Below are 14,789 nucleotides of genomic sequence, written 5' to 3' on the forward strand. Positions count from 1 at the left end.
GCCTGCAGGCTATGGGCGCCGACAGCTTTTTTTCACCGGTTTATAACGAGGGCTTCTAATTCCAGGCAGGTTCTGGTAAAAAGTCGGGCGCAGACGCGGGTATAGTTTAATGGTAGAACAGTAGCTTCCCAAGCTTCCGACGAGGGTTCGATTCCCTCTACCCGCTCCACACCGCATTACCGCATGGCGTTCAACCAGCGTCATCGCTGCCCCTGAGGCGAAGATCATCCGCAAGTCGATCTGCTTGCCGCCTTCAACAGCTCAGTACCCCAGCCTTTTCAGCAAACCTGGCTCACTTTCAGCCGGGCGATCATAAAAGCGCAGTAGCGCACCCGCCCTGTTGGTAAAGATCCCATCCACCCCTGCCTTCATGCTTGCGGCGAAGTCCTGCGCGTCATCGAGCGTATAGACGTGCACCAGCAGCCCGCGCTCATGGCTGGCCTGGTTCATCCATGGCTGAATGAGATCGGCATAGCTCTGTTCGCCCAGCTTGCTGCGCTTGGCAGAAGGCCCGGTACCGATCGCACCGCCCTGCTTGGCGAAGTCCAGCCAGCGCAGGAACTCAGCCCGGCTCTTCGGTTGCTGGCGTGCATAAAAAGCGGCCTTGTCGCTTTCGCCTGAATCCGCCAAATCTTGCCCCGAGGCCGGTGCTATGGCCTTGGTACCCACCCACAGCAGCAGAATCTTCGGTACCTGCGGCATCGCCTCGTGCAGCAACGCCAGGCTGTTGCGATCGAATGTCTGCAGCACCACGCGCCCAGGCCGATCGAGCCAGCCACGGGCCTCCAAGCGCTCTTTGAGCTGCCGTTCAATGCCTGGAAACTGGCTGGGAACCTTGGTCTCGATATACAAACCGGGCTGGCGCTGCGGGTTGCCTTCGGCAATATCGATGACTTCGTCAAGGGTAAGGATCGACAGTTTGGCGAACGATGCCCTGGCACGTGCCGGGTAGGCGTTGTTGAACCAGCTGCCGGCGTCCAGTGACCTGAGCTCGGCGAGACTGAAGGCACTGACCGGGCTGTGTTTGCGCTCGGGGAAACGCTCGGCGACATCGCTGGTACGTGACAGCTCATCGTCGTGGACCACGACCAGCACGCCGTCGCGCGTGCGCTGCAGGTCCAGTTCCAGGTAGTCGGCGCCCAACTCGCGGGCCAACAGGTAGGCAGGCCTGGTGGATTCCGGTGCGTCGTAAGAGGCGCCGCGGTGAGCGATCACGGCCGGGTATGGTATGCCGTGGGCTGCGGCGAGGGCTTTGCCGTCCGTTGCCAAGGCCACTGAGCTCGGCCCCAGTGCTGCCAAGGCCAGCATCCCGATCAAACACTTGCGCATGTGAAGTCCTCTTTCATTCTGCGAACCTTGTCGTGGCTGTAGCGCAACCCTCGCACACATTGCATGACATGCTAAAGTCGCCCCCGTTTCCCGCTCCAGCGAATGGACCCATCATGCCCGCACTAGACGCCCACCTCGCCACCTGGCAGGAACTCGCCCAACGCCACCCCTGCGATGCCCTGCTACTGGGCAACGGCGCCAGCCGCGTGCTGTGGAAATCATTCGGCTATTTCTCGCTGTTCGAGGAGGCCCAGCGCGCCGGCCGCAAGAAAGGCCTGGCAATCAGCGACCAGGCCTTGTTCAAGTCCTTGGGCACTGAATTGTTCGAGCCGGTGCTGAGCACGCTGAACCAGACTGTGCGCGCCAACGCCGCCCTGGCGATCAACTCCACCGCGCCGCTGAACCGCTACTACTCGATCAAGGAAGCGCTGATCCACGCCGTGCGTACCGTGCACCTGCCATGGCCAAAGATGCCAGCGACAACCCTGGCATCGATCAACCAAGCCTTGCGCGGCTACCGCAGTGTCTATACCAGCAACTACGACCTGATCCTGCCTTGGGCAGTGCAGCACGCACCCCAGGGCTTCGCCACGCTGTTCGATGAGCAAGGCTTCTTCGACGTACGCCGCACCCGCAGCGAAGGGACGCGCGTGCTGCATTTGCACGGCGGCCTGCACCTGCTCAAGCTGCCCGACGGTACCACCCGTCAGCGCAGCGCCGAAAGCGCCGAGCTGCTGGACGGCTTTGCCGTGAACATTCCGGGTGAAGTACCGCTGTTCGTCAACGAAGACCGCAGTGACGAAAAACTGCGCGCCATCCGCAACTCGGATTACCTGGCCTGGTGCCTGGGCCAGTTGGCCCAGGAAAACCAGGGGCTATGCCTGTTCGGGCACCATCTGGACAGCAGTGACCAGCACTTGCTCGAAGCGATTCGCCAGGCGCGGCCGCGCCATCTTTCGATTGCCATACGGCCATTGAGCGAGGCTTCGGTGGTCAATCAGAAGCAGCACTTTGTGGACCGCTTTGGTGATCTGGCGGGGACAGCGCTGCATTTCTTTGATGCGGGTACGCATCCGTTGGGGTTGGCGGAGTACGCGATAAAGATGCCAGTGCATGCAGAACACTGACAGGCGCTCGGGGACGAGCGCCACAGCCGACTTACGCTGAGATGGGGGGAATCAACCCGTCGTTGCGCAACAACGTCTCCAGGCAATGCTCCTGCACCCCATAAAACGCTTTCAGTTGCGCAATCTTTTCCAGCAGCGCTTGCGCCGCTACGGGCTGCTTGCGCTTCACCGCAAGAATCATCTTGTTCTTGTTGGTGTGCTCAAGCGAGATGAACTCGAACACCTTGGTCTCGTAACCACAGGCTTCCAGATACAGCGCGCGCAAGCTGTCGGTGAGCATCTCGGCCTGCTGCCCCAGATGCAGGCCGTATTGCAGCATCGGCTGCAGCAAGCCCGGGCTGTGCAGTTGCGGGCGAATCTGCTTGTGACAGCACGGCGAGCACATGATGATCGCAGCGTTGCAACGGATTCCGGTGTGGATCGCGTAATCGGTGGCAATGTCGCAGGCATGCAGGGCGATCATCACCTCGATGGCCTCGGGTACTACGCTGCGCACGTCACCGCATTGAAACTCCAGGCCCGGATGCTCCAGACGCGAAGCCGCTGCATTGCACAAATCGACCATGTCCTGACGCAGCTCCACCCCAGTCACCTGGGCTGCGCGGCCCAGGCTGTTGCTCAGGTAGTCGTGCATGGCGAAGGTCAGGTAGCCCTTGCCTGAACCGAAATCGGCCACCCGCAGCACCTGGCCAGCCGGCACCGGCGCATTGGCCAGTGCGTGATCGAACACTTCAACGAACTTGTTGATCTGCTTCCACTTGCGCGACATGGACGGGATCAGCGCACCCTGTGCGTCGGTCACGCCCAGATCACGCAGGAAGGGCCGCGACAGTTCCAGGTAACGCTTCTTCTCGCGGTCGTGGCCCGTGCTGGCAGCAGCCTCGCGCGGCGCCTGGGCACCGTGGCGCTGGAGCATCGGCTTGCCCTTTTTGCTGAAGGTCAGTTGCACTTCGCCGTCGGCGTCGAACAGGTGGGCGTTGCGAAAGCTCTGCCCCAGCAGCTCGGCGATCAGTGCCTGGGCCTGGTCCAGCGGCACGTTGCGGGTGATGTCGCGGGTCTGGTGGCGGTAGACCAACGAAAGGGTGGGCTGCCCTTTTACCTGCACCGGCTTGGCGATGATCCGCTGTAGGGTCTGGTCGGCGCCGACATGGCGCGCCAGCACCAGTTTGACCAGGGTATTGCCGTGCAAGGCAGCGCTCAGCAGGTCGAGAAACTGGGCGCGCGCGTCCGGCGCGATAGAAGCGGAAGTACTGGCGGACATGGAAAACAGGTGCCTCGGATAGCGGTGAGCGCGTTGCGCAATGCCGCGCATTCTACGTTGATGCCTGGCTCAGGCGAAGGTTTTCGCGATGGGCGTGGTTCACTCTAGAATCACCAGACGGTTCGGCAGCTCGTTGCGTGCGTGGGTGCGTGGCACGTGCTCGCACAGCCGTTCACCGCAGGCCTCGATGCACTCGACAAACCCCTGCAAGGTACGGCCCTGGCGCACCTGTTCGGCGAAGCGGGCACCGATCACCGCACGCGAGTGTGCATCGAGGTGGCAATCGATACCTTGATCGACCAGGATCTCCACATGCAGCTCCGCCTCGGCCACGAAGATCAGCACCCCGGCCCCCTTGGCCGTGCAATGCAGTTTCTGCTCGCGAAACTGTTGCCGGGCCAGGCGCGATGCCTGCCAGCGGCGCAGCGCAGGGGGGACCAACCAGGCGTTCAGGCGTGGGGTACGTAGCAGCGCACAAAGGCCGATGAACAGCAGCAGGTTGGCCACCAGCAGCCCGTGCCCAACGGGCCAGCCCAGCAGCAGCTGCAAAAGGCCAGGCACCACCAGCGCCAGCACGGCGGCCCAAAACAGTGGAAGGTAGGCGTAATCATCGGCACGCCGGGCCAGCACGGTCACCAGCTCGGCATCGGTGCGCCGTTCCACGCGCGCGATGGCCTCAGCGATCTGGCGCTGCTCGTATTCGTCGAGGGAAGTCATGCCTTCGGTCTCTGATCGTTTTTATAGTTGTTGTCCCGGCACTCGGGTGATCCTCAGCGAGCGCCATAATCAGGCATAATCCGCCGCTGGAATTAATGCCGGTGAATCGTACAACAATAGCCGCCTGAAAACTTCGGCCGCGCGCGTATCACCGTGGATACGGCACAGGCCTCGACAACGGAATTCATGATGAAACTGTCTTTGCTGGGCCTGGCCTTGGGCCTTGCCAGCCAGGCGGCCCTTGCCGCCCCCACCGCCCCGCCCCTGCAGGACAAGCAGGCATTCATCGAGCATCTGATCAGCCAGATGACCGAGGCTGAAAAGATCGGCCAGCTGCGCCTGATCAGCATCGGCCCGGAGATGCCACGCGACAAGATCCGCGAAGAAATCGCCGCAGGCCGTATCGGCGGTACCTTCAACTCGCGCACTGCCCCCGAGAACCGGCCCATGCAGGACGCCGCCATGCGCAGCCGCCTGAAGATTCCGATGTTCTTCGCCTACGACACCATCCACGGCGAGCGCACCATTTTCCCGATCGGCCTGGGGCTGGCTGCCACCTGGGACATGGACGCCATCGCCAAGGTCGGCCGCACCTCGGCCATCGAAGCCGCCGCCGACGCCCTGGACATGACCTTTGCACCCATGGTCGACATCGCCCGCGACCCTCGCTGGGGCCGCACCAGCGAGGGTTTCGGTGAGGACACCTACCTGACCTCGAGGATCGGCCAGGCGATGGTCCGCTCGTTCCAGGGCAGCAGCCCGGCCAACCCGGACAGCATCATGGCCATCGTCAAGCACTTCGCCCTGTATGGCGCGGTGGAAGGCGGGCGCGACTACAACACGGTCGATATGAGCCTGCCGAAGATGTACAACGACTACCTGCCGCCCTACCGCGCCGCGCTCGACGCCGGTGCCGGCGGGGTGATGGTGGCGCTGAACTCGATCAACGGCGTGCCGGCCACCTCCAATACCTGGCTGATGAACGACCTGCTGCGCAAGGAGTGGGGCTTCAAGGGCGTGACCATCAGTGACCACGGTGCCATCCAGGAACTGATCCGCCACGGCGTCGCCCACGATGGTCGCGAAGCGGCCAAGCTGGCGATCAAGGCTGGCATCGACATGAGCATGAACGACACCCTGTATGGCGAAGAGCTGCCAGGGCTGCTCAAGTCAGGCGAGGTGACCCAGGCCGAACTGGACCAGGCCGTGCGCGAAGTACTGGGCGCCAAGTATGAAATGGGCCTGTTCAAGGACCCATACGTGCGGATCGGCAAGGCCGAAACCGACCTGAAGGATTACTACGGCGAAGACCGCCTGCACCGTGACGCCGCGCGCGACGTGGCGCGCCGCAGCCTGGTGCTGCTGGAAAACCGCAAGCAGACCCTGCCGCTGAAAAAAGCCGGCACCATTGCCTTGGTCGGCCCGCTGGCCGATGCGCCGATCGACATGATGGGCAGCTGGGCTGCCGACGGCAAACCGATGCACTCGGTCACCGTGCGCGAAGGCCTGCGCCGCGCCGTCGAGGGCAAGGCCAAGCTGGTCTATGCCAAAGGTTCCAACGTTACCAGCGACAAGGCGATCGTCGATTACCTCAACTTCCTCAACTTCGATGCTCCGGAAATCGTTGACGATCCGCGCCCGGCCGCTGTGCTGATCGATGAAGCGGTCAAAGCAGCGAAGCAATCCGATGTGGTGGTGGCGGTGGTGGGCGAGTCCCGCGGCATGTCCCACGAGTCGTCCAGCCGCACCACCCTGGAGATCCCGGCCAGCCAGCGCGAGCTGATCAAGGCCCTGAAAGCCACTGGCAAGCCGCTGGTACTGGTGCTGATGAACGGCCGGCCGCTGTCGATCGCCTGGGAACGCGAACAGGCCGATGCCATCCTGGAAACCTGGTTCGCTGGCACCGAGGGCGGCAATGCCATCGCCGACGTGCTGTTCGGTGACTACAACCCTTCGGGCAAGCTGGCCATCACCTTCCCGCGTTCGGTCGGGCAGATCCCGATGTACTACAACCACACGCGCATTGGCCGCCCGTTCACCCCAGGCAAGCCGGGCAACTACACCTCACAGTACTTCGAAGAGCCAAACGGCCCGCTGTACCCGTTCGGTTACGGCTTGAGCTACAGCACCTTCGAGCTGTCGGGGCTGAACCTGTCGCACAAGGACCTCAAGCGTGGCGACACGCTGGAGGCCAAGGTGACGGTGAAGAACACCGGCAAGGTGGATGGCGAGACCGTGGTCCAGTTGTACCTGCAGGACGTAGCAGCATCCATGAGCCGCCCGGTGAAGGAGCTTAAAAACTTCCAGAAAGTGATGCTCAAGGCCGGTGAGTCGCGGACCTTGGCCTTCCGCATAAGCGAAGAAGACCTGAAGTTCTTCAATGGGCAGCTGCAGCGGGTGGCTGAACCTGGCGCTTTCAATGTCCAGGTCGGGCTGGACTCAGAGGCCGTGCAGCAGAAGAGCTTCGAACTGCTGTAACCGGTCTGCAAGCATTACCGTCCTGTCGCCGGTTTGACGGCGATAGGACGGTACTGACAACTCCTTCATCCGGACCCGCCCCATGCCATTTTCCTTTCGCGCCCTGCGTTTGGGGCTGATCACCCTGCTGATCCTGGCCGGCACCGCGCTCAGTGCGGGCTGGGCCATGCAGCAGGCCAAGCGTCAAGCCATGGAGGATGACGCCCGCCGCGCCAGCCAACAGTTGGGGCTGTACGCCACGTCGCTGCATACCCTGATCGAACGCTATCGCGCCCTGCCCGCCGTCCTGGCGCTGGACCCGGAACTGATCCAGGCACTGCGCGGCCCGATCAGCGAGCAGGTACAGGACGCACTCAACCGCAAGCTCGAACGAATAAATGGTGCAGCCAATTCCTCCACCCTGGAGCTGCTCGACCACACCGGGCTGGCCGTGGCGGCCAGCAACTGGCGCTTGCCCACCACCTACGTAGGTTCCAACTACGGCTTTCGTCCGTATTTCAAGCAAACCCGCAGCCAGGGCAGCGGCCGCTTCTATGCCGTGGGCGTGACCAGCGGCGTGCCGGGGTATTTCCTGTCCAGTGCAGTCACCGACGAACAAGGGCGCTTTCTCGGGGCCATGGTGGTGAAACTGGAGTTTCCCGAACTTGAACGCGAGTGGCGCCAGGGCAGCGACATCCTGCTGGTCAGCGACGCACGCGGCATCACCTTCATCGCCAACCAGGACGGCTGGCGTTACCGCGAGCTGCAACCGCTCAGCGGGCCCGATCGGGCAGAGCTGGCCCAGACCCGCCAGTACGACAAGCAGCCGCTGGTACCGCTGCAGCATCAGGTACTGACCCGTTTCGCCAGCAACAGCACCCTCAGCCGCGTGCAGGGGCCTGATGGGCCTGCCGAGTACCTGTGGGAAAGCCTACCGCTGGAAAGTGAAGACTGGACCTTGCACCTGTTGCGCAAACCACAACTGGCCGCTGATGGCCGTAATGCAGCCCTGGGCGCAGCTGCCGCGTGGCTGAGCCTGGTGTTCGCTGCACTGTTCGTCAGCCAGCGCCTGCGCCTGGCCCGCTTGCGCCGGCGCAGCCGTGAAGAGCTCAAGCGCCAGGTCGAAGAGCGCACCCGCGAGCTGCGTACCGCCCAGGAGGGCCTGGTGCAGTCGGCCAAACTGGCCGCACTGGGGCAGATGTCAGCCGCCATGGCCCACGAGATCAACCAGCCGCTGACGACCCAGCGCATGCAACTGGAAACCCTGCGCCTGCTGCTCGATCACGGCCGCTACGACGAGGCACGCCAGGCCCTGGAGCCGCTGGAGCAGATGCTCACGCGCATGGCCGCGCTCACCAGCCACCTGAAAACCTTCGCCCGTAACAGCCCGGTCGGCCTGCGCGAGCGGCTGGACCTGGCGACCGTTGTCGATCAGGCCCTGCACCTGCTGGACACACGCATCCGCAGCGACGAGGTCGAAGTGGCCCTCTACCTGGCGCGCCCGGCATGGGTGCGCGGTGATGCGATCCGCCTGGAGCAAGTGTTGATCAACCTGCTGCGCAACGCCCTCGACGCCATGGCCGACAAACGTTACAAACGCCTGGAAATCCGCATCGAACCCGAGCACGATCAATGGCGACTGAGCGTGCTCGACTCTGGCGGCGGGATTGCCGAGACCGACCTGGCCAGGGTTTTTGACCCCTTCTTCACCACCAAACCGGTGGGTGAAGGGCTCGGCCTGGGCCTGGCGATTTCCTATGGCATCATCCATGAAGCCGGCGGCCAGTTACAGGCCGAAAACCTGCCAGGCGGTGCGCGCCTGAGCCTTACCCTGCCCCGCGACCTGGAGCCTGCATGTTGAATTCAGTGATCGTTGTCGATGATGAAGCCAGTATTCGCAGCGCCGTCGAGCAATGGTTGAACCTGTCCGGTTTCAACGTGCAGTTGTTCGCCCGCGCCGAGGACTGCCTGGCTCAGTTGCCCTGTCATTTTCCAGGGGTTGTCATCAGTGACGTGCGCATGCCGGGCATGGGCGGCTTGCAGCTGCTCGAGCGCCTGCAGGCCGATGATCCGGACCTGCCGGTCATTCTTCTGACCGGGCATGGCGATGTGCCGATGGCGGTCGAGGCCATGCGCAACGGCGCCTACGATTTCCTGGAAAAACCCTTCACGCCACAGCACCTGCTCGGGAGCCTGCGCCGCGCGCTGGAGAAGCGCCAGCTGGTGCTGGAGAACCGCCGCCTGCATGAGCAGGCAGACCTCAAGTCGCGCCTGGAATCCACGCTTCTGGGTATGTCCCAAGGCCTGCAGCAATTGCGTCGGCAGGTGCTGGACCTGGCCAGCCTGCCGGTCAATGTGCTGATTCGCGGCGAAACCGGGAGTGGCAAGGAGCGCGTGGCGCGCTGCCTGCACGACTTCGGCCCGCGTGCAGGCAAGCCCTTCGTGGCGCTCAACTGTGCAGCCATCCCTGAGTCGCTGTTCGAAGCCGAACTGTTCGGCCACGAAAGCGGTGCCTTTACCGGCGCCCAAGGCAAGCGCATCGGCAAGCTCGAATATGCCAACGGCGGCACGGTGTTTCTCGATGAAATCGAGAGCATGCCATTGGCCCAGCAGGCCAAGCTGCTGCGGGTGATCCAGGAGCAGAAGCTGGAAAGGCTGGGGGCCAATCAGAGCATCAGCGTCGACCTGCGAATTATCGCCGCAACCAAGCCCGACCTGCTCGAAGAGGCACGCGCCGGGCGTTTTCGCGAAGACCTGGCCTATCGCCTGAATGTCGCCGAACTGCGCCTGGCACCGTTGCGCGAGCGGCGCGAGGACATCCCGCTGCTGTTCGAACACTTCGCCCACGCTGCAGCCCAGAAGCTCGGCCGCTCAGCCCCGCCGTTGTCGGGTACGCAACTGGCGCAGCTGCTGTCACATGACTGGCCGGGCAACGTGCGGGAACTGGCCAATGCCGCCGAACGCCACGCGCTGGGCTTGGGTTCGCCGAGCCTTGACAGCTTGCCTGCAGGCCAATCCCTGGTAGAGCAGATGGAGGCGTTCGAGGCGCAATGTCTGCGTGTGGCGTTGCGCTTGCACAAGGGTGAGATCAAGGGCGTGATGCAAGACTTGCAACTGCCCAGGCGCACCCTCAACGAAAAAATGCAGCGCCATGGGCTGGTACGCGAGGATTTCGTCGTGCGGGAATGAGCGGAAATCCGCCTATTGGTTAATCTCAATAAGCAAAAATCCGCTTACTTTTACTCTTTTTCCTAAGCCTGCCCTGCAGTTCATCACGTGCAGGCGCAGGCCGATGCAAACCGCGGCCGGCCAGCGGCAGCGCGGCTTCCATGCAAGCTGCAGCTCCGTGAACGGCGCCACGCGCCCTCAAATGAATCACCACGCACCCGTTTGGCACACCTTCTGCAATCTCGCTGGCAAGCTGCGCTTCGGCGCGCTCCACAAAAACAACGAGAAGGTATCCCTGATGGATAACGCCACCTCCCTGCCAACCGGGGCAGCCGTCGCGCCCGCCGCAGAAAGAACCACCGCCAGCCGCCTCAAGTCGATTTTCAGCGGTTCCATCGGCAACATGGTCGAATGGTACGACTGGTACGTCTACGCCGCATTCTCGCTGTATTTCGCCAAGGCCTTCTTCCCGGCCGGCGATTCCACCGCACAACTGCTCAACACCGCCGCGATCTTTGCCGTGGGCTTCCTCATGCGCCCGATCGGTGGCTGGCTGATGGGCCTGTACGCCGACCGCAAGGGGCGCAAGGCCGCGCTGATGGCCTCGGTTCTGCTCATGTGCGCCGGCTCTCTGGTCATCGCCCTGACCCCGGGTTACGAAACCATCGGCGTCGCCGCCCCGGTCCTGCTGGTCATCGCCCGCCTGCTGCAAGGCCTGTCGGTAGGGGGTGAATACGGCACCTCGGCCACCTACCTCAGCGAAATGGCCAGCAAGGAGCGCCGTGGTTTCTTCTCCAGCTTCCAGTACGTGACCCTGATCTCCGGTCAGCTCATCGCCCTGGCGGTGCTGATCGTTCTGCAGCAGACGCTGACCACCGAGCAACTGTATGCCTGGGGCTGGCGCGTACCGTTCGTGATTGGCGCGCTCTGCGCGGTGGTCGCGCTGTACCTGCGCCGCGGCATGGAAGAAACCGCCTCGTTCACCAAGAAGGAAAAGGCCAAGGAAAGCCTGATGCGCACCCTGATGCGCCACCCCAAGGAACTGATGACCGTGGTCGGCCTGACCATGGGCGGTACTTTGGCCTTCTACACCTACACCACCTACATGCAGAAATACCTGGTCAACACCGTTGGCATGAGCATCAGTGACTCGACCACCATTTCGGCGGCCACACTGTTCCTGTTCATGTGCCTGCAGCCTATCATCGGCGGCCTGTCGGACAAGATCGGCCGTCGCCCGATCCTGATCGCCTTCGGCGTACTGGGCACCCTGTTCACCGTGCCGATCCTCAGCACCCTGCACACCATTGAGTCCTGGTGGGGCGCGTTCTTCCTGATCATGGCTGCGTTGATCATCGTCAGCGGTTACACCTCGATCAATGCCGTGGTCAAAGCCGAACTGTTCCCGACCGAGATCCGCGCCCTGGGTGTTGGCCTGCCTTACGCCCTGACCGTCTCGATCTTCGGCGGCACCGCAGAATACGTAGCCCTGTGGTTCAAGAGCGCCGGGATGGAGAGCGGTTTCTACTGGTACGTCACGGCGTGCATCGCTTGTTCGCTGTTGGTGTACGCGACCATGAAGGACACCAAGCAGCATTCGCGGATTACGACTGACTGACAGTAACCCTGCGGTTTGAAAAGGGGCGCCCCAGTAACTGGGCGCCCCTTTTTTTGGTTGCTCGCAAAGCTTTTGTGATGTCGCTGGTTGCATCGTTTGAGTGTTCTGGCGCCCTTGACACTCACCCGACAGCCCACCAAATCCCCGCCTTAACCCCGAATTAATACCGCTGCTGCATCCTGCGTAGGCTGGAGAGCCCAATTGCACTGCGCAACGCATCCCTGGCGTTGCCGGGCCGTACCCAGTGCAAAGTGACAATCGGTACGCCCAAAATGATCTGATAATTCGATTATTTAACGCCAATTTTTGCGCTTTTTAATCAAATTAATCGGCGTAGCATTGGACCCATAGAAACAAACAACCTCTTGAACCCAACGGAGCAACGACCATGAAAAACAAACTGATCCTCACCCTGGCCCTCTCGGTTTTCGCCACTGGCGCCTTCGCCGAAGATGGCTTCGAGCGCACCAACGCCCACAGCTTCGCAGCGGCCCAGAGCCAAGCGGCCACTTACGCTGAAGACGGTTTCGACCGCACTGGTGCACAACGCTTCGCCGAAGACGGCTTCGACCGCACTGGCGCACAACGCTTCGCCGAAGACGGTTTCGACCGCACTGGCGCACAACGCTTCGCCGAAGACGGCTTCGACCGCACCAACGCCCACCGCATCAGCTGATCCCTGATGCGTGCAACCAGCCCGGCCTCGGTCGGGCTTGATCATTTCCAGGCGGGCACAAGCTTGGCACACTAGGCGCCTCGTCCCCTCTGGAGGTAGGGCCACAGGCCCGACAGATGTACTACTACGAACCCGCCAAAGGCCACGGCCTGCCCCACGACCCGTTCAATGCCATCGTAGGCCCACGCCCGATCGGCTGGATCTCATCCCAGGACCGCGAAGGCCGTTTGAACCTCGCCCCCTACAGTTTCTTCAACGCCTTCAACTACATCCCACCGATCATCGGTTTCTGCAGCGTCGGGCGCAAAGACAGCCTGAACAATATCGAGCAGACCGGTGAGTTCGTCTGGAACCTGGCCACCCGCCCGCTGGCCGAAGCCATGAACCAGAGCTGCGCAGCCGTACCGGCAGAGGTGAACGAGTTCGACTTGAGCGGGTTGACGGCAACCCCGTCGAGCCTGGTGAAGGTGCCCCGCGTGGGCGAAACCCCGGTGGCTTTCGAATGCAAGGTGAGCCAGATCGTCCAGCTCAAGCGGGCCGACCAGGAACATGTGCCGAGCTGGCTGATCCTCGGCGAGGTGGTGGCGGTGCATATCGCTGAGCACCTGCTCAAGGACGGTATCTACGATACCGCGGCCGCCGAGCCGATCTTGCGAGGCGGTGGCCCGGCGGACTACTTCGAGCTGGGCAACCTGTTCAAGATGAGAAGGCCGCAGGCCTGATCACCAGACCAACTCGCCTTCTTCACCAACGCCCTTGAGGCGTTCGAGTTCGGCGCAGGCGGCCTCATCGGCCGCCATGGCGCTCTTGAACACCTGGCCATCGAGCACCTTGTGAAAGCGCGGCGCACCGCCCATGCCCAGCGCCTTGACCGCGATAGCGGCGTTGTAGCCGCCGCCTTCCACCGGGACCATCGCCGAAACCGCTTCGAAATGCGGGAATTCTTTACGTGCCATGTTGCAATCCGCGTCGTTGATCGAGGGGCGGCATTTTACCCTGCGCGGCATGGCATTCAACCGAAGGTATGCAGATCCAGGCTGCTGACCACCTGGGCCTGCACCAGTTCGCCAAACACCTGCAAGGTCGGCGACTCGAAATAACCTGTCATCGCCTGTTGGTCACGCCAGCTCCCACTGAGCAGCCAAAGATCGGCATCGGCCTGCGAACGCTGTACGGTAAAGCTCAGGCAGCCAGGCGCGCTCAGCGAAGGCTCAAGCAGGTCCCGCAGGCGCGCGCCGAGCTCCGCCGAACGACCGCTGCTGGCACGGATGAAAGCCAAATGGGTGACCGGTTGTAGAAGGGCCATTGCACGATCTCCTTGGAGCAGACGGACGGGAAAACCAGGCTGCCAAGGTTAGTGGCGCGCTCGCGCGGCGCGTTAGGCCATTACTGCACGTCGATTGCCTGATCCTGCCGCACGGCAGGATCAGGCAATCGACGTGCAGCTTTGGACTAGCGCCCGCCATTGCCCAAACCTATGCTGCGTCGGTCAGCAGAGGAAAGCCATCATGACCACCGCCCCGTCCATTGATCCGACCCTGGAAGTGCAGCGCCAGGAACTGGCCGAGCTGATCGGGCGCCATGCCGGCGAAGCCCACGGCCCCGCGTCGGCCATCGATGATCTGTACCTGGTGCGCTACACCGAGAACGTGCGCTCGGTGCCAACCCTGGCCCAGCCTGCCCTGTGCGTCCTCGCCCAAGGCAGCAAAAGCCTGTTTCTGGGCGACGAGCAGTATGCCTACGACCCGCTGCATTACATGGTGGTGTCGGTGACCCTGCCGCTCAGCGGTGCCAAGCTCGATGCCAGCCCGGAAAACCCCAGCCTGGGCCTGCGTCTGGACCTTGACCCGGCCGAGATCAGCCAGTTGATTGCCGAAAGCGGGCCGATGCTGGTGCCCAATCTGCCCTCAGGTCGCGGCCTCTATGTGGAAAGGACAGATCCGCAACTGCTCGACGCACTGCTGCGCCTGATTCGCCTGCTGGACGCCCCGCGGGACATTGCCATGCTGGCGCCGCTGATCCGGCGGGAAATCCTCTATCGCCTGTTGCGCGGCCCTCAGGGTTACCGCCTGTATGAAATTGCCCTGGCCAACAGCCAGACGCACCGGGTGTGCCAAGCCATCACCTGGCTCAATCAGAATTACCAGCAACCGCTGCGCATCGAGGACCTGGCTCGGGAGGTCAACCTCAGCACGTCAACCTTGCACCACAGGTTCAAAGCCGTGACCTCCATGAGCCCCTTGCAGTACCAGAAGCAGTTGCGCCTGCAGGAGGCCCGCCGGCTAATGCTCAACGATGGCCTCGAGGCAGCGGTGGCGGGTTATCGGGTGGGTTATGAAAGCCCATCACAGTTCAGCCGCGAGTACAGCCGGCTGTATGGCGCGCCGCCGATCCGGGATGTGGCGCGCTTGCGGGCCAGTGCCGGGTAACAGAGTG

13 protein-coding genes and 1 tRNA gene are annotated in these 14,789 nt (G+C 62.7%); 9 read left to right on the top strand and 5 right to left on the bottom strand.

Annotated elements, in window-relative coordinates:
* The first annotated feature begins 95 nt into the window (after positions 1 to 95).
* Positions 96 to 169, top strand: a tRNA-Gly gene (locus IWW33_RS06075).
* 92 nt (positions 170 to 261) lie between these two features.
* Here IWW33_RS06075 and IWW33_RS06080 read toward each other — a convergent pair.
* Positions 262 to 1,308: a glycerophosphodiester phosphodiesterase gene (locus IWW33_RS06080; RefSeq protein ID WP_231386291.1), complete on the bottom strand. Its 1,047-nt coding sequence runs from the start codon at positions 1,306 to 1,308 to the stop codon at positions 262 to 264.
* A gap of 134 nt (positions 1,309 to 1,442) precedes the next feature.
* On the opposite strand from IWW33_RS06080, the gene IWW33_RS06085 reads away from it, so the two are divergent.
* Complete coding sequence (locus tag IWW33_RS06085; protein WP_174142064.1) at positions 1,443 to 2,456, top strand: DUF4917 family protein; 1,014 nt, start codon at positions 1,443 to 1,445, stop codon at positions 2,454 to 2,456.
* Positions 2,457 to 2,487: 31 nt separating this feature from the next.
* Here the strand turns inward: IWW33_RS06085 and IWW33_RS06090 are convergent, their stop codons facing one another.
* Together IWW33_RS06090 and IWW33_RS06095 are read right to left on the bottom strand one after the other, a co-directional pair.
* The gene (locus tag IWW33_RS06090) at positions 2,488 to 3,717 is read right to left on the bottom strand and encodes an SAM-dependent methyltransferase (RefSeq protein ID WP_174142065.1); all 1,230 of its coding nucleotides are present in this window, start codon (positions 3,715 to 3,717) and stop codon (positions 2,488 to 2,490) included.
* Positions 3,718 to 3,816: 99 nt separating this feature from the next.
* Entirely contained in the window at positions 3,817 to 4,434 is a 618-nt protein-coding gene (locus tag IWW33_RS06095) for a membrane protein (protein ID WP_046784931.1), read from the bottom strand.
* A gap of 186 nt (positions 4,435 to 4,620) precedes the next feature.
* Here IWW33_RS06095 and bglX point away from each other — a divergent pair, with 186 nt between their 5' ends.
* The 6 genes from bglX (at position 4,621) to IWW33_RS06125 (ending at position 13,075) form a co-directional block, all read left to right on the top strand.
* Complete coding sequence (bglX, locus tag IWW33_RS06100; protein WP_174142066.1) at positions 4,621 to 6,912, top strand: beta-glucosidase BglX; 2,292 nt, start codon at positions 4,621 to 4,623, stop codon at positions 6,910 to 6,912.
* Positions 6,913 to 6,994: 82 nt separating this feature from the next.
* Positions 6,995 to 8,752 (top strand): ATP-binding protein, encoded by a 1,758-nt coding sequence (locus IWW33_RS06105; RefSeq protein ID WP_174142067.1) that lies wholly within the window; start codon positions 6,995 to 6,997, stop codon positions 8,750 to 8,752.
* Complete coding sequence (locus IWW33_RS06110; RefSeq protein WP_046784929.1) at positions 8,746 to 10,080, top strand: sigma-54 dependent transcriptional regulator; 1,335 nt, start codon at positions 8,746 to 8,748, stop codon at positions 10,078 to 10,080. The genes IWW33_RS06105 and IWW33_RS06110 overlap by 7 nt, the downstream gene beginning before the upstream one ends.
* Before the next feature lie 277 nt (positions 10,081 to 10,357).
* Complete coding sequence (locus IWW33_RS06115) at positions 10,358 to 11,677, top strand: MFS transporter (RefSeq protein WP_046784965.1); 1,320 nt, start codon at positions 10,358 to 10,360, stop codon at positions 11,675 to 11,677.
* Between the two features lie 388 nt (positions 11,678 to 12,065).
* Positions 12,066 to 12,353: a hypothetical protein gene (locus IWW33_RS06120; protein WP_115273681.1), complete on the top strand. Its 288-nt coding sequence runs from the start codon at positions 12,066 to 12,068 to the stop codon at positions 12,351 to 12,353.
* Positions 12,354 to 12,469: 116 nt separating this feature from the next.
* On the top strand, positions 12,470 to 13,075 hold the full coding sequence (locus IWW33_RS06125; protein WP_125924252.1) for a flavin reductase family protein: 606 nt from the start codon (positions 12,470 to 12,472) through the stop codon (positions 13,073 to 13,075).
* On the opposite strand, the gene IWW33_RS06130 is transcribed toward IWW33_RS06125, so the two are convergent.
* Both IWW33_RS06130 and IWW33_RS06135 read right to left on the bottom strand, forming a co-directional pair.
* Complete coding sequence (locus tag IWW33_RS06130) at positions 13,076 to 13,309, bottom strand: hypothetical protein (protein ID WP_115275480.1); 234 nt, start codon at positions 13,307 to 13,309, stop codon at positions 13,076 to 13,078.
* Between the two features lie 56 nt (positions 13,310 to 13,365).
* On the bottom strand, positions 13,366 to 13,659 hold the full coding sequence (locus IWW33_RS06135; protein ID WP_012312958.1) for an antibiotic biosynthesis monooxygenase family protein: 294 nt from the start codon (positions 13,657 to 13,659) through the stop codon (positions 13,366 to 13,368).
* 202 nt (positions 13,660 to 13,861) lie between these two features.
* Here IWW33_RS06135 and IWW33_RS06140 point away from each other — a divergent pair, with 202 nt between their 5' ends.
* Entirely contained in the window at positions 13,862 to 14,782 is a 921-nt protein-coding gene (locus IWW33_RS06140) for an AraC family transcriptional regulator (RefSeq protein WP_039604874.1), read from the top strand.
* The last annotated feature ends 7 nt before the right edge of the window (positions 14,783 to 14,789 follow it).

Source organism: Pseudomonas sp. M2 (genome assembly GCF_015751845.1).
Lineage (GTDB): Bacteria > Pseudomonadota > Gammaproteobacteria > Pseudomonadales > Pseudomonadaceae > Aquipseudomonas > Aquipseudomonas putida_E.

Bases quoted from the DNA above. Each gene is read 5' to 3' on its own strand.
- IWW33_RS06135 (WP_012312958.1), bottom strand. From the start codon at position 13,659: ATGGCCCTTCTACAACCGGTCACCCATTTGGCTTTCATCCGTGCCAGC.
- IWW33_RS06080 (WP_231386291.1), bottom strand. From the start codon at position 1,308: ATGCTGGCCTTGGCAGCACTGGGGCCGAGCTCAGTGGCCTTGGCAACG.
- bglX (WP_174142066.1), top strand. From the start codon at position 4,621: ATGATGAAACTGTCTTTGCTGGGCCTGGCCTTGGGCCTTGCCAGCCAG.
- IWW33_RS06085 (WP_174142064.1), top strand. From the start codon at position 1,443: ATGCCCGCACTAGACGCCCACCTCGCCACCTGGCAGGAACTCGCCCAA.
- IWW33_RS06125 (WP_125924252.1), top strand. From the start codon at position 12,470: ATGTACTACTACGAACCCGCCAAAGGCCACGGCCTGCCCCACGACCCG.
- IWW33_RS06130 (WP_115275480.1), bottom strand. From the start codon at position 13,309: ATGGCACGTAAAGAATTCCCGCATTTCGAAGCGGTTTCGGCGATGGTC.
- IWW33_RS06095 (WP_046784931.1), bottom strand. From the start codon at position 4,434: ATGACTTCCCTCGACGAATACGAGCAGCGCCAGATCGCTGAGGCCATC.
- IWW33_RS06140 (WP_039604874.1), top strand. From the start codon at position 13,862: ATGACCACCGCCCCGTCCATTGATCCGACCCTGGAAGTGCAGCGCCAG.
- IWW33_RS06120 (WP_115273681.1), top strand. From the start codon at position 12,066: ATGAAAAACAAACTGATCCTCACCCTGGCCCTCTCGGTTTTCGCCACT.
- IWW33_RS06090 (WP_174142065.1), bottom strand. From the start codon at position 3,717: ATGTCCGCCAGTACTTCCGCTTCTATCGCGCCGGACGCGCGCGCCCAG.
- IWW33_RS06110 (WP_046784929.1), top strand. From the start codon at position 8,746: ATGTTGAATTCAGTGATCGTTGTCGATGATGAAGCCAGTATTCGCAGC.
- IWW33_RS06115 (WP_046784965.1), top strand. From the start codon at position 10,358: ATGGATAACGCCACCTCCCTGCCAACCGGGGCAGCCGTCGCGCCCGCC.
- IWW33_RS06105 (WP_174142067.1), top strand. From the start codon at position 6,995: ATGCCATTTTCCTTTCGCGCCCTGCGTTTGGGGCTGATCACCCTGCTG.